This is a genomic window from Pseudomonas sp. 13B_3.2_Bac1, from assembly GCF_025466205.1.
In the GTDB taxonomy this organism is placed as follows: Bacteria; Pseudomonadota; Gammaproteobacteria; order Pseudomonadales; family Pseudomonadaceae; genus Aquipseudomonas; species Aquipseudomonas fluorescens_H.
This window is the reverse complement of record NZ_JANLOG010000128.1, coordinates 40,200-65,156: the sequence shown is the minus strand read 5'-3', so window position 1 is coordinate 65,156 and position 24,957 is coordinate 40,200. Positions and strand designations below refer to the sequence as shown.

Annotated in this window: 18 protein-coding genes; 13 read left to right on the top strand and 5 right to left on the bottom strand. The window is 61.1% G+C overall.

Features of this window, described 5'->3' with window-relative positions:
- Positions 1–28: 28 nt before the first annotated feature.
- Positions 29–841 carry an exodeoxyribonuclease III gene (gene xthA / locus NTD85_RS21510; RefSeq protein ID WP_226501300.1) on the bottom strand — a complete coding sequence of 271 codons (813 nt, stop codon included), beginning with the start codon at positions 839–841 and terminating at the stop codon, positions 29–31.
- 303 nt (positions 842–1,144) lie between these two features.
- On the opposite strand from xthA, the gene NTD85_RS21505 reads away from it, so the two are divergent.
- From NTD85_RS21505 to NTD85_RS21470, 8 genes are all read left to right on the top strand, one after another.
- Entirely contained in the window at positions 1,145–1,795 is a 651-nt protein-coding gene (locus tag NTD85_RS21505) for a GNAT family N-acetyltransferase (protein WP_103485356.1), read from the top strand.
- A 66-nt stretch (positions 1,796–1,861) separates the two neighbouring features.
- Positions 1,862–3,589, top strand: coding sequence for an autotransporter assembly complex protein TamA (locus NTD85_RS21500; protein ID WP_262143158.1), 1,728 nt, complete (start codon positions 1,862–1,864; stop codon positions 3,587–3,589).
- On the top strand, positions 3,586–7,260 hold the full coding sequence (locus NTD85_RS21495) for a translocation/assembly module TamB domain-containing protein (protein ID WP_262143157.1): 3,675 nt from the start codon (positions 3,586–3,588) through the stop codon (positions 7,258–7,260). Before NTD85_RS21500 ends, NTD85_RS21495 begins: the two co-directional genes overlap by 4 nt.
- Positions 7,261–7,354: 94 nt before the next feature.
- The gene (locus NTD85_RS21490; RefSeq protein ID WP_262143156.1) at positions 7,355–8,674 is read left to right on the top strand and encodes a DUF308 domain-containing protein; all 1,320 of its coding nucleotides are present in this window, start codon (positions 7,355–7,357) and stop codon (positions 8,672–8,674) included.
- Positions 8,675–8,911: 237 nt separating this feature from the next.
- Entirely contained in the window at positions 8,912–9,394 is a 483-nt protein-coding gene (locus NTD85_RS21485; RefSeq protein ID WP_045122382.1) for a MarR family winged helix-turn-helix transcriptional regulator, read from the top strand.
- Positions 9,384–10,853 carry an efflux transporter outer membrane subunit gene (locus tag NTD85_RS21480; protein WP_103522140.1) on the top strand — a complete coding sequence of 490 codons (1,470 nt, stop codon included), beginning with the start codon at positions 9,384–9,386 and terminating at the stop codon, positions 10,851–10,853. The genes NTD85_RS21485 and NTD85_RS21480 overlap by 11 nt, the downstream gene beginning before the upstream one ends.
- 15 nt (positions 10,854–10,868) lie before the next feature.
- Complete coding sequence (locus NTD85_RS21475; protein WP_103485344.1) at positions 10,869–12,071, top strand: efflux RND transporter periplasmic adaptor subunit; 1,203 nt, start codon at positions 10,869–10,871, stop codon at positions 12,069–12,071.
- A gap of 140 nt (positions 12,072–12,211) precedes the next feature.
- Positions 12,212–13,741 (top strand): DHA2 family efflux MFS transporter permease subunit, encoded by a 1,530-nt coding sequence (locus NTD85_RS21470; protein WP_003223741.1) that lies wholly within the window; start codon positions 12,212–12,214, stop codon positions 13,739–13,741.
- Positions 13,742–13,866: 125 nt separating this feature from the next.
- On the opposite strand, the gene lpxH is transcribed toward NTD85_RS21470, so the two are convergent.
- Positions 13,867–14,619 carry a UDP-2,3-diacylglucosamine diphosphatase gene (lpxH, locus tag NTD85_RS21465; protein WP_262143155.1) on the bottom strand — a complete coding sequence of 251 codons (753 nt, stop codon included), beginning with the start codon at positions 14,617–14,619 and terminating at the stop codon, positions 13,867–13,869.
- Positions 14,616–15,122, bottom strand: a complete 507-nt coding sequence (locus NTD85_RS21460; RefSeq protein ID WP_003223743.1) for a peptidylprolyl isomerase — start codon at positions 15,120–15,122, stop codon at positions 14,616–14,618. Before NTD85_RS21460 ends, lpxH begins: the two co-directional genes overlap by 4 nt.
- Before the next feature lie 250 nt (positions 15,123–15,372).
- Here NTD85_RS21460 and NTD85_RS21455 point away from each other — a divergent pair, with 250 nt between their 5' ends.
- Both NTD85_RS21455 and cysS read left to right on the top strand, forming a co-directional pair.
- The gene (locus NTD85_RS21455; protein WP_262143154.1) at positions 15,373–17,073 is read left to right on the top strand and encodes a glutamine--tRNA ligase/YqeY domain fusion protein; all 1,701 of its coding nucleotides are present in this window, start codon (positions 15,373–15,375) and stop codon (positions 17,071–17,073) included.
- Between the two features lie 22 nt (positions 17,074–17,095).
- Positions 17,096–18,478 carry a cysteine--tRNA ligase gene (cysS, locus tag NTD85_RS21450; RefSeq protein WP_262143153.1) on the top strand — a complete coding sequence of 461 codons (1,383 nt, stop codon included), beginning with the start codon at positions 17,096–17,098 and terminating at the stop codon, positions 18,476–18,478.
- Positions 18,479–18,539: 61 nt separating this feature from the next.
- Here cysS and uppP read toward each other — a convergent pair whose 3' ends face one another.
- Together uppP and NTD85_RS21440 are read right to left on the bottom strand one after the other, a co-directional pair.
- A complete protein-coding gene (uppP, locus tag NTD85_RS21445) occupies positions 18,540–19,412 on the bottom strand; it encodes an undecaprenyl-diphosphatase UppP (protein WP_003223749.1) in 873 nt (290 codons plus the stop codon).
- Between the two features lie 253 nt (positions 19,413–19,665).
- Positions 19,666–21,513, bottom strand: a complete 1,848-nt coding sequence (locus NTD85_RS21440) for a sigma-54-dependent Fis family transcriptional regulator (protein ID WP_262143152.1) — start codon at positions 21,511–21,513, stop codon at positions 19,666–19,668.
- 371 nt (positions 21,514–21,884) lie between these two features.
- On the opposite strand from NTD85_RS21440, the gene NTD85_RS21435 reads away from it, so the two are divergent.
- From NTD85_RS21435 to NTD85_RS21425, 3 genes are read left to right on the top strand one after another with little or no spacing between them, the layout of a single operon-like run.
- Positions 21,885–22,979, top strand: coding sequence for an ABC transporter ATP-binding protein (locus NTD85_RS21435; RefSeq protein ID WP_262143151.1), 1,095 nt, complete (start codon positions 21,885–21,887; stop codon positions 22,977–22,979).
- Positions 22,979–24,094, top strand: a complete 1,116-nt coding sequence (locus tag NTD85_RS21430) for an ABC transporter ATP-binding protein (protein ID WP_262143150.1) — start codon at positions 22,979–22,981, stop codon at positions 24,092–24,094. Before NTD85_RS21435 ends, NTD85_RS21430 begins: the two co-directional genes overlap by 1 nt.
- Entirely contained in the window at positions 24,091–24,957 is an 867-nt protein-coding gene (locus tag NTD85_RS21425) for a carbohydrate ABC transporter permease (protein ID WP_262143149.1), read from the top strand. The genes NTD85_RS21430 and NTD85_RS21425 overlap by 4 nt, the downstream gene beginning before the upstream one ends.

Sequence of the window (24,957 nt, the reverse complement as noted above, 5' to 3'; positions counted from 1 at the left end):
TCCTACAAGGATCTCTTAAAGCTTGAGATCAGGCCAATTCCAGCCAGATCGGCGCATGATCCGACGGTTTTTCCATCCCGCGCAGTTCATAGTCCACGCCCGCATCCTTGACCCGTGGCAGCAAGCCATGGGAGGCGAGGATCACGTCGATGCGCAGGCCACGCTTGGGTTCGTCTTCAAACCCACGGCTGCGGTAATCGAACCAGCTGAACATGTCGGTCACGTCCGGGTTCAGGTGGCGGAAGCTGTCGGTCAGGCCCCAGTTTTTCAGGCGGGCCATCCACTCGCGCTCTTCCGGGAGGAAGCTGCATTTGCCGGTTTTCAGCCAGCGCTTCATGTTGTCCGGGCCGATGCCGATGTCGCAGTCTTCCGGGGAAATGTTCACATCACCCATCACCACCAGCGGCTGCTCGTTGTGAAACTGGCTTTCCAGCAGCGTTTGCAGGTCGCTGTAAAAGCGTTGCTTGGCCGGGAATTTGGTCGGGTGGTCGCGGCTTTCGCCTTGCGGGAAGTAGCCGTTCATGATGGTCACCGGCACGCCATTGGCGTCGGCGAAGGTGCCCCAGATGAAGCGGCGCTGCGCGTCTTCTTCATCGGTGGCGAAACCTTTGTGAATGGCAATCGGCTCTTTGCGCGAAAGCAGGGCGACGCCGTAATGGCCTTTCTGGCCGTGGAAATAAACGTGATAGCCCAGCGCCCGCACTTCTTCCAGCGGGAACTGGTCGTCGTGGACCTTGGTTTCCTGCAGGCCGATCACGTCCGGCTGATGCTTTTCGATCAGCGCTGCCAACTGATGCGGACGGGCGCGCAGTCCGTTGATGTTGAAGGAAACAATCTTCATGGTCGGCAGTCCTGGCAAAAGGGCGATGCTAGCTGACATGTGGGATGGGGGCCAGTGTGGGGTGGGGGAAATCATTTTTGTCTGTGGGATGTGGGTTGCCCGGGCGGGCCTCTTCGCGAGCAAGCTCGCTCCCACAGGGGTATGCATTCCAAATGTGGGAGCGAGCTTGCTCGCGAAGAGGCCCGCCCAGTCGATGAAGCTCACGGCTTGGTCTATACCTGTGGGGAACTGCGCCACCCGCAAAAGGTTCGTACCAACAAGAGCGCAGCCATTTGAGCCGCGCCCCGGGGGAGAATCACCGTCATGCCTGAAACCCAGACCGCCATCGCCGACATCCACATGCTCGACCGCGGTTATTCGCGCGAAGCCCGATCGCTGCTGTATCAGGCCTATCGCCACGAGCCGACTTTCGGCTATCTGTTCGAAGCCGAACGGCCGGGCTACGAGCAACGCGTGCGGGCCACGGTGCGTGAGTTGGTCAAACAGCATTTTCTGCAGGATCTGCCGGCCATCGGCCTGCTGGTCAACGACCGTTTGATCGGCATCGCCCTGATTGCGCCGCCACAGCGTCGTCTTGGGATTACCGAGAGTTGGGCGTGGCGCTTGCGCATGGTGCTCAGCACCGGTTTTCGCTGCACCCGGCGCTATCTGGAATATCACGATGCGGTGGCCGCCTGCGTGCCGAGCGATTCGGTGCACATGCTGCCGTTGCTGGGGATTCATCCGCAGTTTCAAGGCAAACACTTCGGCGAGCAGTTGCTGACGGCGGTGCACAACTGGTGCGCGGTGGACGAAACCTCGCAAGGCGTGGTGCTCGACACTGGCAACCCGCGCTATCTGGAATTCTACAAACGTCAGGGTTATGAGGAGATTGGCGAAGTGGCCGTCGGCCCGGTGCGCGAGCACGTGTTTTTCCACGCCAATCCGCAGGTGTTACAAACTGCAATGGCTTAGCCGTAGAACTTTTTCGGAAATTTCCTGTTCTATCACGCTCCCAAGCCCGTGATAGCATCCGCGCCTATGAAGTTTCCAGGAAGATTTACCAGTGGCGTGCTCATGCTGTTAACCAGCTGCGCGGCGCTGGCGCAAAGTGAATTGGACGTGCGGATCAAACCGTCCAACGACGAACTCAAGGCCAATATAGAAGGCTATATCGGCAGCCTCGGCGACCGTGACGAACAAGCCTTGCTGCGCTTCAGTCGCGGGGCCGAAGAGCAGGCGCGCAAAGCCGCGCAGGCCTTGGGCTACTACCAGCCGCAGATCGACAGTGACGTCAAGGGCGGTGAAAAACCGCGCCTGGTGCTGAACATCGATCCCGGTGAGCCGATTCGCCTGCGCAACGTCACCGTGCGCGTCGACGGGCCTGCCGCCTCCCTCAAATCCTTTCGTGTGCCGAGCAGCGACACGCTCAAGTCCGGCGCGGTGCTCAACCATGGGCGTTATGAAGACGCCAAACGCCTGATCCAGAACCAGGCCTCGCGCTTCGGTTTCTTCAGTGGCCATTTCACCAGTCAGAAACTCCTGGTCGACCCGCGAGCCGGGGTGGCCGACGTCGAATTGATCTACGAAAGCGGCCCGCGTTACGCGCTGGGCAAAGTCAGTTTCGAGGGCGACACACCCTTCGACGAAGACCTGCTGCAACGCATGGTGCCGTTCAAGGCCGGCGACCCGTATGACTCCGAGCTGATCGCCGAACTCAATCGCGACCTGCAATCGAGCGGCTATTTCGAAGGTGTGCGCGTCGATGCTGCGCCGACGGCGGCGAAAAACGATGTGATCCCGGTCGACGTCAAACTCGACACGCGCAAGCCACGTACCATGGGCCTGGGCCTCGGTTACTCCACCGACGTCGGCCCGCGGATCAAGGCCAACTGGACCCGCCACTGGGTCAACCCGCAGGGCGACAGCTATGGCTGGGAAGCCGAGTTGTCGGCGCCACGGCAGAACGTCGGGCTGTTCTATGACATCCCGCTCGATCCACCGCTGACCGACAAACTGCGCTGGGCCGGTGGTTACCAATATGAAGACATCGACGGCTCGGACACCCTGAGCAAGCTGCTGACCTTCGGTCCCGAATGGCACAGCAAGTTGCCCAGCGGCTGGCAGCGGGTCATCTCGCTGAAATGGCAGCGTGAGGAATATCAGCTCGGTGACGACTCCGGTCTCAGTACCTTGTTGATGCCCGGCATCAGTTATTCGTACCTGAAAAGCGACAACCGCATCGACCCGCACAACGGCTATCGCCTGACCTTTGAAAGCAAAGTGGCGAAGGAAGGTCTCGGCTCTGACAACAATCTGCTGTATGGCACGGCGTTGATCAAAGGCCTGACCACCGTGTTCGACAACCACCGCTTCCTCGGCCGGGTGCAGGTCGGAGGCAGCGCCACCAACGGTTATAACTCGGTGCCACCGTCGCTGCGCTTCTTCGCCGGTGGCGATCAGAGCGTGCGCGGTTACGACTACCAGAGCCTGTCCCCGGAGAACTCCAAGGGCGACCGCATTGGCGGACGCTACATGGTCGCCGGCAGCGTCGAGTATCAATATTCGATCGCCGAAAAATGGCGGATCGCGACCTTCGTCGACCAGGGCAACTCCTTCAACAAACTCGAATTGCCGAACCTCAAGACCGGGGTCGGTATCGGTGTGCGCTGGGTCTCGCCGGTGGGGCCGATCCGCCTCGACCTGGCCCACGCGCTGGACGACGACGGCGGCATCCGGCTGCACTTTTCCATGGGGCCTGAGCTGTGAAGCGTGGTTTGAAAATTACCGCTCTGGCGCTGTTGGCGCTGGTGTTATTGATCGTACTGAGCATCAGCGCGGTACTCGGAACGCAGGCCGGCAGCCGTTGGGCGCTGGGCTTGGTGCCGGGTCTGAGCGTGGAAAATTTCCAGGGCCGTCTCGGCGGACAATGGAGCGCCGATCATCTGCTGTGGCAGCAGGGCAGCAGCCGGGTCGAGCTGAACCAGCCGATCTTCGCCTGGTCGCCGCTGTGCCTGACCCGCATGACGCTGTGCATCGAACAGCTCAAGGCTGATCAGGTGATCCTGCAATTTCCGCCGAGTGAAGAAACCAGCGAGAGCGGCCCGATCAAACTGCCGGATCTGCAATTGCCGGTGGCCATCGAGCTGGGTGACGTGCAGGTCGGCAGCCTGCTGTTCAACGGCAGCGAGCAGCTCAAGGGCCTGCAACTGGCGGCGCACTGGACCGCCCAAGGTATGCAGATCGATAGCGTGAAACTGCAGCGCGACGATCTGAGCCTGAACCTCTCCGGCCTGCTGCAACCGACTGGCAACTGGCCGCTGAACATCACCGGTGACCTGACCCTGCCGTCTCCGGGCGCAGGCCCATGGACACTGGCGTTGAAAGTCGACGGCGATCTGCTGAAAACCCTCAACCTGCATGCCGACAGCCGTGGCTACCTCGACGGCCAGTTGAGCGGCGAGCTGCAGCCGCTGGCAGAAAACCTCCCGGCCAAGGTGCGCATCAGCTCCGAGGCATTCAAACCGAGCGCCGATCTGCCGGACACTCTGCAATTCAATCAACTGGTTTTGACCGGGGAAGGTGACCTGAAAAACGGTTACCAATTGCTCGGCAACGCCACGCTGCCCGCCGAAAAAGGCCCGGTGGCGTTGCTGCTCAAAGGCAAGGTCGATGCCAGCGGCGCGCAGATCGCCGGCCTCGACCTCAGTGCCAACGACAAGCAAAGCCTCAAACTCACCGGCAGCGTTGACTGGAGCAAGGGCCTCAGCGCTCAGGCCAACATCAACTGGCAGGATTTTCCGTGGCACCGGTTGTATCCCGAGATTGACGAGCCGCAAGTCGCCTTGCGCACCTTCACTGGCGAAGTCTCCTACACCGATGGCCAATACCTCGGTAACTTCGCCGCCGACCTCGATGGCCCGGCGGGGGCGTTCAGCCTGAGCAGTCCGTTCAGTGGCAGCCTGAAACAGATCGCGTTGCCGCAACTGAAAATGCAGGCCGGTCAGGGCAAGGCTGAAGGGCACGTGAACGTGCAGTTCGCCGACGGCATCGCCTGGGACACGGCGCTGGATCTTTCGGCGCTGAACCCGGCGTACTGGGTCGCGGAGTTGCCGGGCACCCTGGCCGGGCCGCTGCGCAGCAAAGGCGAAATGAAGAACGAGCGCCTGAGCCTCACCGCTGACCTCGACCTCAAGGGCAAGCTGCGCGGACAGCCGGCGGTGCTGCAAGCCAAGGCTGACGGCGTCGGCGAACAGTGGAATCTCAACGCCCTGCAAATCCGCCTCGGCGACAACAGCATCAGCGGCAAGGGCAGCCTGCAACAGAAACTCACTGGCCAGATCGACATCAAACTGACGCGTCTGGCCCAGCTCTGGCCGCAGCTGCGCGGGCAGGTCAACGGTCAGGTCAATGTCGCCGGCACGCTCCAGGCGCCGCAAGGCAAGCTCGACCTGCAAGGTTCGCAACTGGCGTTCCAGGACAATCGTCTGCAAAGCCTCAACCTCGACGCCACGCTCGACAGTGCGCAACGGGCGAAGATCGACTTGAAGGGCCGCGGCATTCAGGCCGGCGATACCAACCTCGGCGTGTTGACCGCCAGCGCTCAGGGCGACATCAAGCGCCAGAAACTCGACCTCGACCTGCTCGGGCCGAAGCTCAAACTGGCCCTCGGTCTGGACGGCAATCTGGACAACGGCAACTGGCGCGGTCGTTTGGCCAGCGGCGATATTCAGGCCGGCGGCCAGGACTGGAAACTGCAGAACCCGGCCAAACTGGAGCGTCTGGCTGACGGCAAGATCAACTTCGGCGCGCATTGCTGGATGTCTGGCAATGCCAGCCTGTGCGGTGAAGACCAGCGGCTGCTGCCCGAGCCGAAACTGCGTTACCACCTCAAGCAGTTCCCGATCGAAAGCCTCGCACAATGGTTGCCGAAGGACTTTGCCTGGCAGGGCAAGCTCAACGCCGATCTGCAACTGGATCTGCCGGCCAGCGGCCCGAATGGCGTGGTCAGCATCGACGCCAGCGGCGGCACTTTGCGCATGAAGGAAAAGGATCAGTGGCTGGACTTCCCGTACCAGACCCTGAAGCTCACCAGCAAACTCACACCGAAGCGCATCGACACCGATCTCAATTTCGTCGGCGGCAAGCTCGGTGAATTGATGGTGCAGGCGCAGCTCAATCCGCTGCCGAAAAACAAGCCGTTGAACGGCTCGTTCCGGCTCTCCGGCCTGGACCTGTCGGTGGCGCGGCCGTTTGTACCGATGGTCGAGAAACTCACCGGGCGCCTGAACGGCAGCGGGACGATTTCCGGCGGGCTGCTGGCGCCGCTGGTCAACGGCACGGTGAAACTCAGCGACGGCGAAGTCTCCGGCGCCGAGCTGCCGATGGAACTCAAAGACCTGCAACTGCAAGCAGTGATTGCCGGCGAGTCCGTGCGTCTGGACGGCGGCTGGAAAAGTGGCAAGACCGGGCAGGGCAGTCTGAACGGTAATGTCGCCTGGGGTCAGGCGCTGATGGTCGATGTGGCGCTCAAGGGCACGCAATTGCCGGTCACCGTCGAGCCGTATGCCAAGCTGGAAGTGGCGCCGGATCTGAAAATCTCCATGGCCGGCGACGAGCTGAAGATTGCCGGCAAAGTGCTGGTACCCAGAGGCGAAATCACCGTCCGCGAACTGCCGCCCTCCACGGTTAAAGTCTCCGATGACACGATCATCGTTGGTGCGCAGACCGAAGAGGGTAAACCGCCGATGGCCATGAAGATGGACATCGACGTGGTGGTCGGTGACGACAAACTCAGCTTCGCCGGATTCGGCCTGACCGCCAACCTGCAAGGTCATGTGCACATCGGCGACAACATGGACACCCGTGGCGAGCTGTGGCTCAACGACGGCAAATACCGCGCCTACGGCCAGCGCCTGACGGTTCGGCGTGCACGGCTGTTGTTCGCTGGTCCCATCGACCAGCCGTATCTGGACATCGAAGCGATCCGCCAGACCGACGACGTGATCGCCGGTATTCGTCTGAGCGGCAGCGCCGAGCAGCCGACCACGCAAATCTTCTCCGAGCCGGCCATGAGCCAGGAGCAGGCGCTGTCGTATCTGGTGCTCGGTCGTCCGTTGAGCAGCAACGGCGAGGACAACAACATGCTTGCCCAGGCAGCACTTGGCCTCGGCTTGATGGGCAGTTCCGGGGTCACCAGCAGTCTGGCCAAAGACCTGGGGATTCAGGACTTCCAACTCGACACCCAAGGCAGCGGCAACACCACCAGCGTGGTCGCCAGCGGCAATATCTCCGAGAAACTCAGCCTGCGTTATGGCGTCGGTGTGTTCGAACCGGCCAACACCATTGCGCTGCGTTACAAGCTGAGCAAGAAGGTTTATCTCGAAGCCGCCAGCGGTGTCGCCAGTTCGCTGGATATCTTCTATAAGCGCGATTTCTGAGAGCGTGGCCAATAGCCGGGTCGTGACGCTGCGATCCGGTTTTTTCAGGATGTATTAGACTCACCGAACCCTCAAAACCTTGCCGGTTGCGCCTATGGTCCGCTTGAGTATGGTCTTGCTCGGTAATGACTTTGTCCGCAAGCGTTGGTCAGCACTGGCGCTGACCGGCATTGTCTGGGGCGCGGCCGGGGTGGCGATCTTTATCGATGCGCTGGACGGTGTGCTGTATTTTCCGCTGCATGTCTTTGGCTATCTGCTGTTACTCGAGGCCCTGATCATTCTGTTGGTGCCGGCACCGCAGACCGGCACCGCCGCCGCTTTGCGCAAGGCGCGCGGTCTGGCGTTCCTGCTGCTTGGGCTGCTGATCGTCGACCGGCAACATGTCGCCAGCCTGATTCTGGCAGTGCTGTTCGGTGTGGCGTTTCTGCTCGATGGCGGCTTTCGGCTGGCGGCGGCGGTGGTGGTGCGTTTTGTCGGTTGGCGACTGTCACTGCTGACCGGATTGTTCGAAATCACCTTTGGCCTGTTCATCCTCGAACCGTATCCAACGCTGTATAAGGGCACGGTGCCGTTCTGCATTGGCATGAGCATCTTTCTTTCAGGCTGCGCGTTGTTGCGCCAGTCACTGCGCTTCAAGCACCAGCCACCGTTGGCGAGTCCGGCCTCGGTCGGTGGGCCGGCCCCCAGCACCGCGCTGGTGATCCATGTCTGGACACCCAGCGGCACCGTTGATGACACCCTGGTGCGCAACCGCCTGCTCAACCGCTATATCGCGGCAGTCGACATCAACGGTGTGATTTCTGCCGGCCACGCGGCCCTGGAATGCGGCCCGGACATTTACATCAGTCATTACCCGCTGGATGACATCGATCGTTCGGCGGGGGATTTCGTGCGGTTGCTGCGGGCGACGCCGAACAATGATGTCGCCGGCCGGTTTCTGCCTGACTATGCGGGTGAGGTGGCGGACTGGTGTCCGTCTTCGGTTCAGGTCAGTTTTGCTCATTACGACGCCCGGCGACTGCAGGCGTTCTGGAGCGAATACCGGCAGAACAGCACGTACAACCTCACCAGCCGCAACTGTTCCAGTGCCGTCGCCCATAGCCTCGAAGCGGCCCTTGAAGGGGCGATGAATCGCGGGCATTCGAACATGCTCGATTTCGCCCGAGTGATCGTCAGCCCCGAGTTCTGGGTGGCGGCGCAAGTGCGCAAGCGCGCCGAAGTGATGGCCTGGACGCCCGGTCTGGTGCTCGACTATGCACTCGCACTGCATGCCGCGATCGAGCCCGCACCGCCGGGCTGGCACAGCATGTATGCGGTGATCAAACGCGCTTGCGGTTATGCGCTGACGGCCTTGCGCGGGCGCGAAGTGCATCCCCTCCAGCCGCCATCTGTGCATCCTTCCGACAAATCCTGACCGACGTTACACCCAGTCGCTGCCTTCGCGAGCAAGCTCGCTCCCACATTGATCCATGTATGCATGAGATCCCTGTGGGAGCGAGCTTGCTCGCGAAAGCGTCAGTGCGGGCAACACAAAAACCCACTCCACTGGTCAACTAATTACAAAGCAACCTAACTATTACGTTGACATTCGCTGCCTAGGCAGTAACATCTCGACATACATTCACTGCCTAGGCAGTTATTAGGTGAGCACATGAAGCATTTCACCCCGGACGAATTCAAGCATTGCCATCTCGGCCTGTTGCTGGGCCGTGCCGCGCTGCTCAAAGACAAGATCATCGACACCCACATGGACCCCCACGGCATCACCGCCGCGCAGTTCAAGGTGTTGATCATCATGGCCCAGTACGGCGTCGATACTCCGGCCGAGCTGTGCCGGCATCTGTCGCTGGACAGCGGTTCGATGACACGCATGCTCGATCGTCTGGAACAGAAAGGTTTCCTGGCTCGCCAACGCAGCGAAGGCGATCGCCGTCAGGTGCAGCTCAAACTCACCGAGCAGGGCCAGCAACTGGCCGATCGTCTGCCGCACATCGGCGCCGATGCAATGAATGAACTGGCCGGCGCCGTCACTACGGACGAGTTGAAGACCCTGGAATACATCCTCAAGAAAATCCTGCTGGCCGCCGGTGACCCGATCACCATCCAGCGCTTAGGTGAACACAATGAGCAGTAAAACCTTGCGCAGCAGCCTGACCCTGGTGCTGTCGGCAATGATCCTTGCCGGTTGCGCCAATTACAGCGGCCTCGACACTCAAGGCAAAAATCTTGATGCGAAAAGCCTGAAAGTCGGCCAGTCCCTCAACGGTGTGACCCTGTCGCCGGCGGCATGGCCGAAAAGCGACTGGTGGACCAGCCTTGGCGACCCACAACTCGACGGTCTGATCCGCGAAGCCCTGCACGACAGCCCGGACATGCAGATCGCCGAAGCCCGCGCGCATCAGGCCAGCGCCGCCGCGTATGCTGCCGATGCCGAACGCTATCCGACCCTCGACGCCAGCGCCGGTATCAGCCGCTCGCGTCTGGCCAAGGACCAGGATCCGCTGGGCAAGGGCGATGCCTATGCCACCGTGCGCAATATCAGCGCCGGCTTCAATTACAACTTCGACCTGTGGGGCGGCCAGCGAGATGCCTGGGAAGCCGCACTCGGTCAGGCCCGCGCTGCCGAAGTCGACCGTCAGGCCGCGCAATTGACCCTCGCCGCCGACGTGGCCCGGGCCTACAGCGATCTGGGACAGGCGCACATCGTCTACGACCTGGCCAACGACGATCTGAAACGCACCAAACAGATGCTCGATCTGAGCCAGCGCCGCTTGAGTGCCGGGATCGACAGCCAGTACCAGTTCCAGCAAACCCAGAGTCTGGAAGCCAGTTCCGAAGCCAGCCTGATCGATGCCGAAAAGCGCTTGAACAGCGCCAAGATCGCTCTGGCCGTGTTGCTCGGCAAAGGCCCGGATCGCGGCAACGAAATTGCTCGGCCGAAAGTCCTGCAAGCCAGCGCCGTGGCGGTGCCGTCGGTGTTGCCGGCGGAACTGCTCGGTCGGCGTCCGGATCTGGTCGCTGCGCGCTGGCGCGTAGAGGCGGCGAGCAAAGACATCGACTCGGCGAAAACCCGCTTCTATCCCAACCTGAACCTTACGGCGTCTGCCGGTGCCGAATCCTTGTTGGGTGACGCAATGTTCGGGTCGGCCAGTCGCTTCTTCAGCATCGCCCCGACCATCTCGGTGCCGATCTTCGACGGCGGGCGACTGCGCGCCAACCTTGATGCGCGCGACGCCGATTACGATCTGGCAGTGGCGCAGTACAACAAAAGCCTGGTGAAAGCACTGGGTGATGTCAGCGACACGATCAACCAGTTGCGTGACATCGGCCGGCAGATCGGGGCGCAGCAACACGCCACCGAGATTGCCCAGGACTCTTACAACACCGTCGTCCAGCGTTACGGTTCCGGCATCGGCAACTACCTGGACGTGCTCAGCATCGAGCAGCAATTGCTGCAGGCCCAGCGTCAGCTGGCCAACCTCAATGCCGAGCAGATCGACCTGTCGATTCAACTGATGCAAGCGCTGGGCGGCGGCTTTCAGGGTGAAACCCTGACCGCAGCCAACGCCACCCCAGCCACGTCGCACAACTAAATTCAGGTATTTGTCATGGCCACTGCCGAAAACACTCAAACTCAAGACAACACCCCCGACACCGGTAATCCACGCAAGCGCAAAGTGATGCTGCTGGTGCTGGCCGTCGTGGTTCTGCTCGCCGGTGCTGGCGTGTGGGCGTATCACGAATTCATCGGGCGCTTCAACGAAAGCACCGACGACGCCTACGTCAACGGCAACGTCGTTGAGATCACGCCGCTGGTCACCGGCACCGTGGTCAGCATTGGCGCTGACGATGGCGATCTGGTCCACGAAGGCCAGGTGCTGATCAACTTCGACCCCAACGATGCCGAAGTCGGTCTGCAAAGTGCCCAGGCGAAACTGGCGCGTACCGTGCGTCAGGTGCGCGGCCTGTACAGCAACGTCGATGGCATGAAAGCCCAGGTCAACGCGCAACAGGCTGAAGTGCAGAAGGCTCAGGACAACTACAACCGGCGGAAGAACCTCGCTGCTGGCGGCGCGATTTCCCAGGAAGAACTGTCCCACGCCCGCGATGACCTGACCTCGGCGCAAAACGCCCTGGCCAACGCCAAACAGCAACTGAAAACCACCAGCGCGCTGGTCGATGACACCGTGGTTTCGTCGCACCCGGACGTGATGCAGGCTGCTGCTGAACTGCGCCAGGCCTACCTGACCAACGCTCGCAGCACCCTGATTGCGCCGGTCACCGGTTACGTCGCTAAACGTACCGTGCAACTCGGTCAGCGCGTACAGCCGGGCACCGCGCTGATGGCGGTGATCCCGCTGGATCAGCTGTGGATCGACGCCAACTTCAAGGAAACCCAACTGCGTGACATGCGCATCGGCCAACCGGTGGACATCGAGTCTGACATCTACGGCAGCAGCGTGAAGTACAGCGGCACCGTCGACAGCCTCGGCGCCGGTACCGGCAGTGCGTTTGCTCTGTTGCCGGCGCAGAACGCCACCGGTAACTGGATCAAGATCGTCCAGCGTGTGCCGGTGCGGATTCACATCAACGCCGAAGAGCTGGCCAAGCATCCGCTGCGGGTCGGTCTGTCGACCAACGTTGAAGTGAACCTGCATGACCAGAGCGGTCCGGTGCTGGCCCAGCAACCGCCGCAAAAGGCCTCGTTCACCACCAACGTCTACGAGCAGCAACTGGCCGAAGCCGACGCGATGATTGCGCAGCTGATCCACGACAACAGCGCTGCGGTGAGCAAGACCGCACAACGCTAAGGTCACACCTGACCCTGTGGGAGCGAGCTTGCTCGCGAAAGCGGTGTGTCATTCAGCATTGATTTGTCTGACAGGCCGCCTTCGCGAGCAAGCTCGCTCCCACAAGAGGGCGGCGTCAACCCGGTTTCATAGGATTCACAATGAGCAATAACGCCTCTTTCACGCCGCCCAGCCTGTTGCTCAGCACCATCGGCCTGTCGCTGGCGACTTTCATGCAAGTGCTCGACACCACCATTGCCAACGTGGCCTTGCCGACCATTTCCGGCAACCTGGGCGTGAGTTCGGAGCAGGGCACCTGGGTCATCACCTCGTTTGCCGTGAGCAACGCCATCGCGCTGCCGCTGACCGGCTGGCTCAGTCGGCGTTTCGGCGAGGTGAAGCTGTTTCTCTGGGCGACCATTCTGTTTGTGTTGGCCTCGTTTCTCTGTGGTATCTCCACGTCGATGCCGGAACTGATCGGCTTCCGTGTGCTGCAAGGCCTGGTGGCCGGGCCGCTGTACCCGATGACGCAGACCCTGTTGATTGCCGTCTATCCCCCCGCGAGGCGCGGCATGGCCCTGGCATTGCTGGCGATGGTCACGGTGGTTGCGCCAATTGCCGGGCCGATTCTCGGCGGCTGGATCACCGACAGCTATAGCTGGCCGTGGATCTTCTTCATTAACGTACCGATCGGCATCTTCGCGGTGATGGTGGTGCGCTCGCAACTGGCCAAGCGTCCGGTGGAAACCAGTCGCCAACCGATGGACTACGTCGGCCTGATCTCGCTGATCATCGGCGTCGGCGCGTTGCAGGTGATCCTCGACAAGGGCAATGACCTGGACTGGTTCGAATCGAACTTCATCATCATCGGCGCGGCGATTTCGGTGATCGCTCTGGCGGTGTTCGTCATCTGGGAAATGACCGACCAGCACCCGGTGGTGAACCTGCGGTTGTTCGCCTACCGCAACTTCCGCATCGGCACGCTGGTGCTGGTGCTGGGTTACGCCGGGTTCTTCGGCATCAACCTGATCCTGCCGCAGTGGCTGCAAACGCAGATGGGTTACACCGCGACCTGGGCTGGTCTGGCGGTGGCGCCGATCGGCATTCTGCCGGTGCTGCTGTCGCCGTTTGTCGGCAAGTACGCGAACAAGTTCGACCTGCGCCTGTTGGCCGGTCTGGCGTTCCTGGCGATTGGCCTGAGCTGCTTCATGCGCGCCGGATTCACCAACGAGGTGGACTTCCAGCACATCGCTCTGGTGCAGCTGTTCATGGGGATCGGCGTGGCACTGTTCTTCATGCCGACCCTGAGCATCCTGATGTCCGACCTGCCGCCGAGCCAGATTGCCGACGGTGCTGGTCTGGCCACCTTCCTGCGGACTCTGGGCGGTAGCTTTGCGGCATCGCTGACCACGTGGATCTGGATTCGCCGCGCCAATCAGCATCATGCCTACATGAGCGAAAGCATCAGCACCTTCGAGCCGGCGACCCGCGAGACGTTGAATCATTTAGGCGGCGCGAGCCAATCGGCGTACGCGCAGATGGATCAGATCCTCACCAGCCAGGCGTACATGCTCTCCACCGTGGATTATTTCACGTTGCTGGGCTGGGGGTTCATGGGGCTGATTCTGATTGTGTGGCTGGCGAAACCGCCGTTTGCGGCCAAGGCCGGCCCGGCCGCCAGCGGTCACTAAGCAAAACGCGGTCAAAAATGTGGGAGCGGGCTTGCTCGCGAAAGCGGTGTGTCATTCAGCAGAGATGTCGACTGAACCACCGCCTTCGCGAGCAAGCCCGCTCCCACATTGGGTTTTGTGTTGTGTCAGTTGGCAGGTGCTGCCAGTTGTGGTGGCGGAGCGAAGTCGAACGGTGCCAGGGCATACCCGTTCTCATCCACCTGCAACGCCCAACCCTGACGATCCCAATCCCCCAGCACAATCCGCTTCGCCGCCTGCTCGCCGAGCTGCAGCTTGTGGATCGCAGGACGATGGGTGTGGCCGTGGATCAGGGTTTTCACCCCGTATTGCTGCATGATCCGCGGAATCTCTTCCGGCGTGACATCGACGATGTCATTGGCCTTCATCCGCACCTGCGCACGGCTTTCGCTGCGCAGCTTGCGCGCCAGTTTGTGGCGGGTGCTCAGCGGCAGGTGGCGCAGGATGAACAGGGCGATCGGGTTGCGCAGGTAGCGCCGCAGCTTCATATAGCCGACATCGCGGGTGCACAGGCTGTCGCCGTGCATCAACAACACCGGCTCGCCGTAAAACTGCACGACACTCGGGTCCTTCAACAGCGTGCAGCCGGCTTCTTTGCAGAAGGCCTTGCCGAGCAGGAAGTCGCGGTTGCCGTGCATCAGAAAAATCGCCGTGCCGCTGTCGCTCAATTGGCGAAGGGCCTGGCAGATGGAACGCTGGAAGGGCGTCATGGCATCGTCGCCAATCCACGCCTCGAAAAAGTCGCCCAAGATGTACAACGCACTCGCCGAGCGGGCGCGTCCGGCGAGCAAATCCAGAAACGCCCGGGTGATGTCCGGGCGCTCCTCTTCCAGATGCAAGTCTGAAATCAGCAATATCACGCTTCGATGATCTCGGCTTTCTCGATGATCACGTCGTCTTTCGGCACGTCCTGGTGACCGGCCTTGGAAGTGGTGGCAACGGCTTCGATCTTGTCGACGACATCGGTGCCGGCAACGACTTTACCGAACACGGCGTAACCCCAGCCCTGAGCGGTCTTGGCGGTGTGGTTGAGGAAGCTGTTGTTGGTGGCGTTGATGAAGAACTGCGCCGAGGCCGAATGTGGATCCATGGTGCGGGCCATGGCCAGGGTGTACTTCTCGTTCTTCAGGCCGTTGTCGGCTTCGTTCTGGATGCTCGGGCGCTTGTCTTTCTTTTCCTGCATGCCAGGCTCGAAACCGCCGCCCTGGATCATGAAACCCTTGATGACGCGGTGGAAAATCACGTTCTCGTAGTGACCGTTTTTAACGTATTCGAGGAAGTTGGCAGCGGTGATCGGCGCTTTTTCCGCGTCCAGTTCGATGACGATGTCGCCGTAGTTGGTGGTCAGTTTGACTTGAGTCATGATCGCTACTCTTTATAAGGAATTCGTGGTTATGGGACATTCAGCCCCATGACCGGTTCAGCCTGCATCGGCCAAGGTGCGCAGTTTAGCGTGACAGGCGCGAATTTCGAGGCTGTTTTTCATATCCCGGCGATTAAATGCGCTCCTTTATAGGCCGCGCTCTGTCAGGCCCTTGACAGCATCGGCTATGATAGCGGCTTTGTTTTGTCTGGCCCCCTTTGCGGCCGCGCACATGTAAGTCAAGGATCCTATGAGCAAGCCCACTGTCGACCCTACCTCGAATGCCAAGTCCGGCCCTGCCGTGCCGGTCAATTTCCTGCGGCCGATCATCCAGGCAGACCTGGACTCGGGCAAGCACACCCAGATCGTCACCCGTTTTCCGCCTGAGCCCAACGGCTACCTGCACATCGGCCACGCCAAGTCGATCTGCGTGAACTTCGGCCTGGCCCAGGAGTTCGGCGGCGTCACGCACCTGCGTTTCGACGACACCAACCCGGCCAAGGAAGACCAGGAATACATCGACGCGATCGAAAGCGACGTCAAATGGCTGGGCTTCGAGTGGTCCGGCGAAGTGCGCTACGCCTCGCAGTATTTCGACCAGTTGCATGACTGGGCGGTCGAGCTGATCAAGGCCGGCAAGGCCTACGTCGACGACCTGACCCCTGAGCAGGCCAAGGAATACCGTGGCAGCCTGACCGAACCGGGCAAGAACAGCCCGTTCCGCGACCGTTCGGTGGAAGAGAACCTTGACTGGTTCGCGCGCATGCGTGCCGGTGAGTTCCCGGACGGCGCCCGCGTGCTGCGCGCGAAGATCGACATGGCCTCGCCGAACATGAACCTGCGCGACCCGATCATGTACCGCATCCGCCACGCCCATCACCATCAGACCGGTGACAAGTGGTGCATCTACCCGAACTATGACTTCACCCACGGTCAGTCGGACGCCATCGAAGGCATCACCCACTCGATCTGCACCCTGGAATTCGAAAGCCATCGTCCGCTGTACGAGTGGTTCCTGGAAAACCTGCCGGTGCCGGCCAACCCGCGCCAGTACGAATTCAGCCGTCTGAACCTGAACTACACCATCACCAGCAAGCGCAAGCTCAAGCAACTGGTCGATGAAAAGCACGTCAACGGCTGGGACGACCCGCGCATGTCGACGCTGTCCGGCTTCCGTCGCCGTGGCTACACGCCGGCTTCGATCCGCAACTTCTGCGACATGATCGGCACCAACCGTTCCGATGGCGTGGTCGACTTCGGCATGCTCGAGTTCAGCATCCGTCAGGACCTCGACGCGAACGCCCCGCGTGCCATGTGCGTGCTGCGTCCGTTGAAAGTCGTGATCACCAACTACCCGCAAGACCAGGTCGAAAACCTCGAACTGCCGCGTCATCCGCAGAAAGAAGAACTCGGCGTGCGCAAGCTGCCGTTCGCCCGTGAAATCTACATCGACCGCGATGACTTCATGGAAGAACCGCCAAAGGGCTACAAGCGCCTCGAGCCGAACGGCGAAGTGCGTCTGCGTGGCAGCTACGTGATCCGTGCCGACGAAGCGATCAAGGACGCCGACGGCAACATCGTCGAGCTGCGTTGCTCGTACGATCCGGACACCCTGGGCAAGAACCCTGAAGGCCGCAAGGTCAAAGGCGTGATCCACTGGGTGCCGGCGGCTGCCAGCATCGAGTGCGAAGTGCGTCTGTACGATCGCCTGTTCCGTTCTCCGAACCCGGAGAAGGCCGAAGACAGCGCGAGTTTCCTCGACAACATCAACCCTGACTCACTGCAAGTGCTGACCGGTTGTCGTGCTGAGCCATCGCTGGGCGATGCACAGCCGGAAGACCGTTTCCAGTTCGAGCGCGAAGGCTACTTCGTCGCCGATATCAAGGACTCGAAACCAGGTCAGCCGGTATTCAACCGTACCGTGACCCTGCGTGATTCGTGGGGCCAGTGATTTAGCGTCAAGGAAATCTAAAGTGCTGACGATCTACAACACGCTCACCAAGAGCAAAGAAGTCTTCAAGCCGCTGGATGGCAACAAGGTGCGCATGTACGTGTGCGGCATGACCGTGTACGACTACTGCCACCTCGGCCACGGCCGCAGCATGGTCGCGTTCGACCTGGTGACCCGCTGGTTGCGGTTCAGCGGTTACGACCTGACCTACGTGCGCAATATCACCGACATCGACGACAAGATCATCAATCGTGCCCGCGAGAACGGTGAGTCGTTCGACGCGCTGACCGAGCGCATGATCGCGGCGATGCACGAAGACGAAGCGCGCCTGAACATCAAGAAGCCGGACATGGAACCGCGTGCCACGGATCATATTCCGGGCATGCACGCGATGATCCAGACCCTGATCGACAAGGGCTTCGCTTACGCCCCGGGCAATGGCGACGTGTACTACCGCGTCGCCAAGTTCATGGGCTACGGCAAGCTGTCGCGCAAGAAGATCGAAGACCTGCGCATCGGTGCGCGCATCGAAGTCGACGAGTCGAAAGAAGATCCGCTGGACTTCGTCCTGTGGAAAGCCGCCAAGCCGGGCGAGCCGAGCTGGGAATCGCCGTGGGGCGCCGGCCGTCCGGGCTGGCACATCGAGTGCTCGGTGATGTCCACCTGCTGCCTCGGTGAGACCTTCGACATTCATGGCGGCGGCAGCGACCTCGAGTTCCCGCACCATGAAAACGAAATCGCCCAAAGCGAAGCGGCCACCGGCAAGACCTACGCCAACGCGTGGATGCATTGCGGCATGATCCGTATCAATGGCGAGAAGATGTCCAAGTCCTTGAACAACTTCTTCACCATTCGCGACGTGCTCGACAAGTACCACCCGGAAGTTGTGCGTTACCTGCTGGTGTCGAGCCACTACCGCAGCGCGATCAACTACTCGGAAGACAACCTCAAGGACGCCAAGGCCGCTCTCGAGCGTTTCTACCACGCGCTGAAAGGCCTGCCGAGCGTGGCCCCGGCCGGCGGCGAAGCCTTCGTCGAGCGTTTCACCACGGTGATGAACGACGACTTCGGCACGCCGGAAGCCTGCGCGGTGTTGTTCGAGATGGTGCGTGAGATCAACCGCCTGCGCGACAGCGATCTCGATGCAGCGGCCGGTCTGGCGGCACGTCTGAAAGAACTGGCGAGCGTGCTGGGTGTGTTGCAACTGGAAGCCGATGACTTCCTGCAAGCGGGCGCCGAAGGGCGTGTCGATGCGGCTGAAGTCGACGCACTGATTGCAGCACGTCTGGCGGCACGCGCCGGCAAGGACTGGGCCGAATCCGACCGCATCCGCGACCAGCTCACCGCCATGGGCGTGGTGCTGGAAGACGGCAAGGGCGGCACGACCTGGCGTCTGGCTGACTGATTGCTTGATCCGCGTTAAAACAAAACCCGCCATGTGCGGGTTTTGTTTTTTCTGGCGGGTGTCAGCTCAAGGCCCCGGTGCTGACCGCGACGATCAGGAAAATCCCCAGCACCGCGCGGTAGATGACGAATGGCCAGGTGGAGAATTTCTCGAGAAAGCGCATCAGGCCCCAGATCGCGAAGAACGCCGAGATGCTGGCAATCACCAGACCGAAAATCAGGTGTCCCCAAACGGCGGCTGGAAGGTCGGCATGGAACAACACCCACAACTCTTTCAAACCGGCGAGGGCAATCGCCGGCAGCCCGAGCAGGAACGAGAACCGCGCCGCTTCTTCACGCTTGAAGTTGAGAAACAACGCTGCCGTCAGCGTCGAGCCGGAGCGCGACACGCCGGGAATCAGCGCGCCAATCTGCGCAATGCCGACGATCAGCGCATCGCGCAGACGCATTTCGTCCACGGTGCGCCGATGCCGGCACGACAGTTCGGCAGCGGCCAGCAGAACCGCCATGACCACGCAGGAAATCCCGATCACCATCAGGCCGCGCAGGGGCGAGTTGCAGGCGTTGAGCGTCGAGGACAGCGCAATGCCGGCAATGCCGATGGGTATGGTCGCCAGCACGATGGCCACCGCGAGGATGAACCAGCGGTTGTTGAAATCCCGTTGGCGCACCGCGTCGACGCTGCCACCGACCACTTGCTTGACGTCGCGCCAGAAATAACTGACCACCGCCGCCAGTGCAGCCAGCTGCATGGCCGCGGAAAACGCCGAGCCGGGATCCGGCCAGCCGAGCAGGGCCGGGACGATGCGCATATGCGCGGTGGAGGAAACGGGCAGCAACTCGGTGATGCCTTGAATGATGCCGAGGAAGCCGATCTGCAGGTAATCCAGCGAGGCGAAACCGATATCAAGGCCGGTGGAACAGATGTTGGTCAAAGCACTTATCCTGTGAAAATCAGGAGGAGGGAGGTGTCTGAATCAATGGCATGGCGAAAAACTGAAACATTTCGTCACAGTCTAGTCGGTTCGGTCAATGGGGGCGGATTGATAGTTGTGGGGTGTCTGGGCTGACGCCTTCGCGAGCAAGCCCGCTCCCACAGGGGATCAGTGTCGTAGACAAGAATCAGACATGACAAAAATCCAATGTGGGAGCGGGCTTGCTCGCGAAGAGGCCGGTTCAGCCACCCCGTCACTCAGCCTGACGCAAGCGCTTGTAAAGGGTATTGCGACTAACCCCCAACCGCCGCGCCAGATGCGAAATATTGCCCCCAGCCGCCAGCAATTCGCGGCTCAACGCCTCGGCATCGTTCAGATCAACTCCCAGCGGCGGCGCCAATTCCACCGGCTCCATCTCCAGATCGACAAAAAAATCATCCGGCAGATGCTCGGGCCGCACCGGTTGTTCCTCGGCCATCGCCAGAGCCACCTGCATCACGCTGCTGACCTGGCGCAGATTGCCCGGCCATGGATGACGGGTGAACAGTTCCAGCACCTCACGGCTCAGCCCGGCCCATTGCGTCGGTTCGCGATGTTGCTCCCACAGGCGTTTGAACAGCGCCTCCTTGTCGCTGCGCTCGCGCAACGGTGGCAGTTCCAGGGTCAGCCCACCGATGCGGTAATAAAGATCTTCGCGGAATCGCCCCAGTTGCACCTGCTCCCTGAGCGAACGGTTAGTCGCCGAGATGATCCGCAAGTCCACCGCGAACAACTCGCTGCTGCCCACCGGTTGCACGCAGCGCTCCTGCAACACCCGCAACAACCGCGCCTGAGTGGGCAATGGCATGTCGCCGATTTCGTCGAGGAACAGGGTGCCTTTGTCAGCCTTGCGGATCAGGCCGATGCTGCCTTTCTGGTTGGCGCCGGTGAACGCACCTTTTTCATAGCCGAACAGTTCCGACTCCACCAGTTCGGCCGGGATCGCCGCGCAGTTGACGGCGATGAATGCCTGTTTGCTGCGTGAACTGGCTTGATGCAGGGCTTTGACGAAGACCTCCTTGCCAACCCCGGTTTCGCCGTGGATCAGCAGCGGAATGTCTTTCTCCAATAGGCGCTCGGCCTGACGCACGGCTTTTTCCACGCGGCTGTCGCCAAAATGCAGAGAGTTGAGGCTGATCGTTCCCGGCACTTTGATCGGCGCTGCGGCGGGCTTGGGTTCGGCAAATACCCGAGCCTGAATCGGCGTCTGTTGCGGGCGCTTCAGCAAGCACTGGAAGCGGTTGCGTCCAGAAGTCTGCAGGGCGAACGGCAAGCCGTCAGGCTGATTCAACAGCTCTAATAGCGACACGTTGAACAGGCTCTCGATACTGACCCGTGACAGGCGCACGCCGAGCAGATTGTCCGCCCGCCGGTTGGCCGACAGCACCTGACCGCTCTCATCGAAGATCAGCAAACCGGCCCACTGACTGTCGAGGTTGTTCAACCCGGTGTTGAAGGTCAGTTGAAAGTGCTGGCCATGGAACAGGTTGAGGATCAGCCGGTTCTCCACGGTCTGGCTCATCATCTTGACCATGCCCAGGGTGTGCGAGGGCGGCAGGTAGCTGTCGCTGGACACATCGAGTACGGCGATGACCTTGCGCTCGGCGTCGAAAATCGGCGCGGCGGAGCCGGTCATGAAGCGATTGGCCTTAAGGAAGTGTTCATCGTGTTCGATGTGCACCGCTTGTTCGCAGGCCAGCGCAGTGCCGATCGCATTGGTGCCGCTGGAGCGCTCCATCCAGCTCGCCCCGGCGCTAAACCCACGGGCGAGGTTCGGCTCGATAAAGCGCTGAGTGCCCCACGATGTCAGCACCTGGCCCTGATGGTCGGCGAGCATGATCAGGCAATTGGAGTTGCTGAGGATGTTTTCGTAATAGGGCAGGACTTCCTGGTGGGTGGTCTGCACCAGTGAATGATGACGGTCGAGTAAATGCGCGATGCCGGAGGCGGGCAATTGATCGAACGCCGGGCTGCTTTGGTGGCTGAGGCCGAACGCGCGGCACCGTTGCCAGGAGCTCTGGACGATCGCGTCGTGGGACAGCGGCGGGGTAGGTGCGGCCATGGTGGTGGGCCTCTGATGCAGCGTTTTTATTATTGTTATGAACCCAAATCCTGAGCAAAACACAGATCAACTGTGGGAGCGTGCTTGCTCGCGAAAGCGTCGTATCAGTCACCGAATCGGCTGAACGACACACCGCATTCGCGAGCAAGCTCGCTCCCACAGGATCTCCGGTGTTCACCGAAATGAGTTCACAGAGTGTTGTTCACGATTGTTCATTGTCAATCGCCAGACTGTTCAAATCTGTTCAGTCATGAACACCCATTCCCTACGTTTTCGGTGCTTTTCACGACAAATCAACCACTTGCCATTTCTGGCACGAATGTCGCTCTGCTGCACAGGTCGCTTGACTCCAATAATAAAAAGGCCGAGCCATGTCACTCACCCTGGAGCACGTCTGCCGTACCGTCGAGGGCCAGACCTGGATCGACGATGCCTGCCTGACATTCGAACCCGGATCCTTCAACGTTCTGCTCGGCCGCACGCTGTCCGGCAAAACCAGTCTGATGCGCCTGATGGCCGGTCTGGACAAGCCTGACAGCGGCCGCATCCTGATGAACGGCGTCGACGTCACCCAGCGCCCGGTGCGCCTGCGCAATGTGTCGATGGTCTATCAGCAGTTCATCAACTACCCGACCATGACCGTGTTCGAGAACATTGCCTCGCCGTTGCGCCAGGCCGGTGTTGCCAAGGACATCATTCACAGCAAGGTGCAGGAAACCGCACGGATGCTGCGCATCGAGAGGTTTCTGCAGCGCTATCCGCTGGAGCTGTCCGGCGGCCAACAGCAGCGCACGGCGATGGCCCGGGCGCTGGTCAAGGATGCCGAGTTGATCCTGTTCGACGAGCCGCTGGTCAACCTCGACTACAAGCTGCGCGAAGAACTGCGCCAGGAAATGCGCGAGCTGTTCAAGCTGCGCCACACCATCGCGATCTACGCCACCACTGAACCCAACGAAGCGTTGGCGCTGGGCGGCACCACGACGATTCTGCACGAGGGCCGGGTGATCCAGAGCGGCCCATCGACCTCGGTCTACCACCAGCCGCAAACCGTGCTGGCGGCGGAGTTGTTCTCCGAGCCGCCGATCAACCTGATGCCCGGGCGCATTGCCGGCAACGAAGTCAGCTTCGCCAACTTCGTGCACTTCCCGTTGAACGTCGACCTGCGCCCGGTGGGTGAGGGCGAGTTCCGCTTTGGCGTGCGCCCCAGCCATATCTCGCTGGTGCCGAGCAACGATGACGACTTGGAACTGGCGGTCACCGTCGAAGTGGCGGAGATCAGCGGCTCGGAAACCTTCCTCCACGTGCGCAACGAGCATTTCCTGCTGGTGCTGCACCTGCCGGGGGTTCACGAATACGACGTCGATGCGCCGATCCGCATTTACATCCCGACGCACAAACTGTTCGTGTTCGATGCGCAGGGCCGTCTGGTGCAGGCACCGGGCCGGCGTGTCGCGAGGGTTGCCTGATGGCCGAAATCCGTTTGCAGCACCTCGCCCACAGCTACAGCAAAACCCCGAGCGGGCCAGAGGACTACGCGATCCGCGAGATGGATCACATCTGGGCGCAGGGCGGCGCCTATGCCTTGCTCGGCCCTTCGGGTTGCGGCAAATCGACCTTGCTCAACATCATTTCCGGCCTGCTCAGCCCCTCGCAAGGGCATGTGTTGTTCGACGGCAAAGCGGTCAACGACTTGACCCCGGAGAAGCGCAACATCGCTCAGGTGTTCCAGTTCCCGGTGGTCTACGACACCATGACCGTGTTCGACAACCTGGCTTTCCCCCTGCGCAATCAGGGCATGGCCGAGGCGAAAGTGCACAGTAAGGTGCAGGAAATCGCTGAAGTCCTCGACCTGCAAAACCTGCTGGGCAAGAAGGCGCGTAACCTCACCGCCGACGAAAAACAGAAAGTCTCCATGGGCCGTGGCCTGGTGCGCGACGACGTCTCGGCGATCCTCTTCGACGAGCCGCTGACGGTGATCGACCCGCACCTGAAGTGGAAGCTGCGACGCAAGCTCAAGCAGATCCACGAGCAGTTCAACATCACCATGGTCTATGTGACCCACGATCAGCTCGAAGCCTCGACCTTCGCCGACAAGATCGCGGTGATGTACGGCGGGCAGATCGTGCAGTTCGGCACGCCCCGGGAATTGTTCGAGCGGCCGAGCCACACCTTCGTCGGCTACTTCATCGGCAGCCCGGGGATGAACCTGATCGAGGTGCAGCCGCAACCGGGCGGGGTCGGTTTCGCCTCGACGCACCTGCCGTTGTCCGACGCCTTGCAACGGCATATCGAACACGGTCAGTGGAAAAATCTGAAGGTCGGCATCCGCCCCGAGTTCATCCATGTCTGGGACGAGCCGTTTGACGAGGCGATGCAGGCGCGGGTGGTTCACGTCGAAGACCTCGGCACCTACAAGATCCTCACCCTCGACCTCGATGGCGCGCCGTTGAAGGTGCGTCTGGCCGAAGACAAACCGGTGCCCCAGGGCACGGCGTACATCAGTTTTCCGGCGCAGTGGCTGATGGTCTACGCCGACGAATTCCTCCTGGACGACACCGACCCTACTGAGGTGCAGCCATGAACAAGGTGCAGAACAACAAGGCCTGGTGGCTGGTGTTGCCGGTGTTTCTGCTGGTGGCGTTCAGTGCGGTGATCCCGATGATGACCGTGGTCAACTACTCGGTGCAGGACATCTTCGACCAGTCCAGCCGCTACTTCGTCGGTGCCGACTGGTATCGCCAGGTGCTGCTCGATCCACGTCTGCATGACTCATTGCTGCGTCAGTTCATCTACTCGGCATGCGTGCTGCTGATCGAAATCCCGCTGGGCATCGCCATCGCCCTGACCATGCCGACCAAGGGGCGCTGGTCGTCGGTGATGCTGATCATTCTGGCGATTCCACTGCTGATTCCGTGGAACGTGGTCGGCACCATCTGGCAGATCTTCGGCCGCGCCGACATTGGCTTGCTCGGGTCGAGCCTGAACGCGCTGGGCATCAGCTACAACTACGCGGCCAACACCATGGACGCCTGGGTCACGGTGCTGGTGATGGACGTCTGGCACTGGACGTCGCTGGTGGCGCTGTTGTGTTTCTCCGGGTTGCGCGCAATTCCCGACGTGTATTACCAGGCGGCGCGGATCGACCGGGCTTCGGCGTGGGCAGTGTTCCGCCACATCCAGTTACCCAAGCTGAAAAGCGTACTGCTGATCGCGGTGATGCTGCGCTTCATGGACAGTTTCATGATTTACACCGAGCCGTTTGTGCTCACCGGCGGCGGGCCGGGCAATGCCACCACCTTCTTGAGTCAGACGTTGACCCAGATGGCCGTAGGCCAATTCGATCTGGGGCCGGCGGCGGCGTTTTCGCTGGTGTACTTCCTGATCATCCTGCTGGTCTCGTGGCTGTTCTACACCGCCATGACCCATTCCGACGCCAACCGCTGA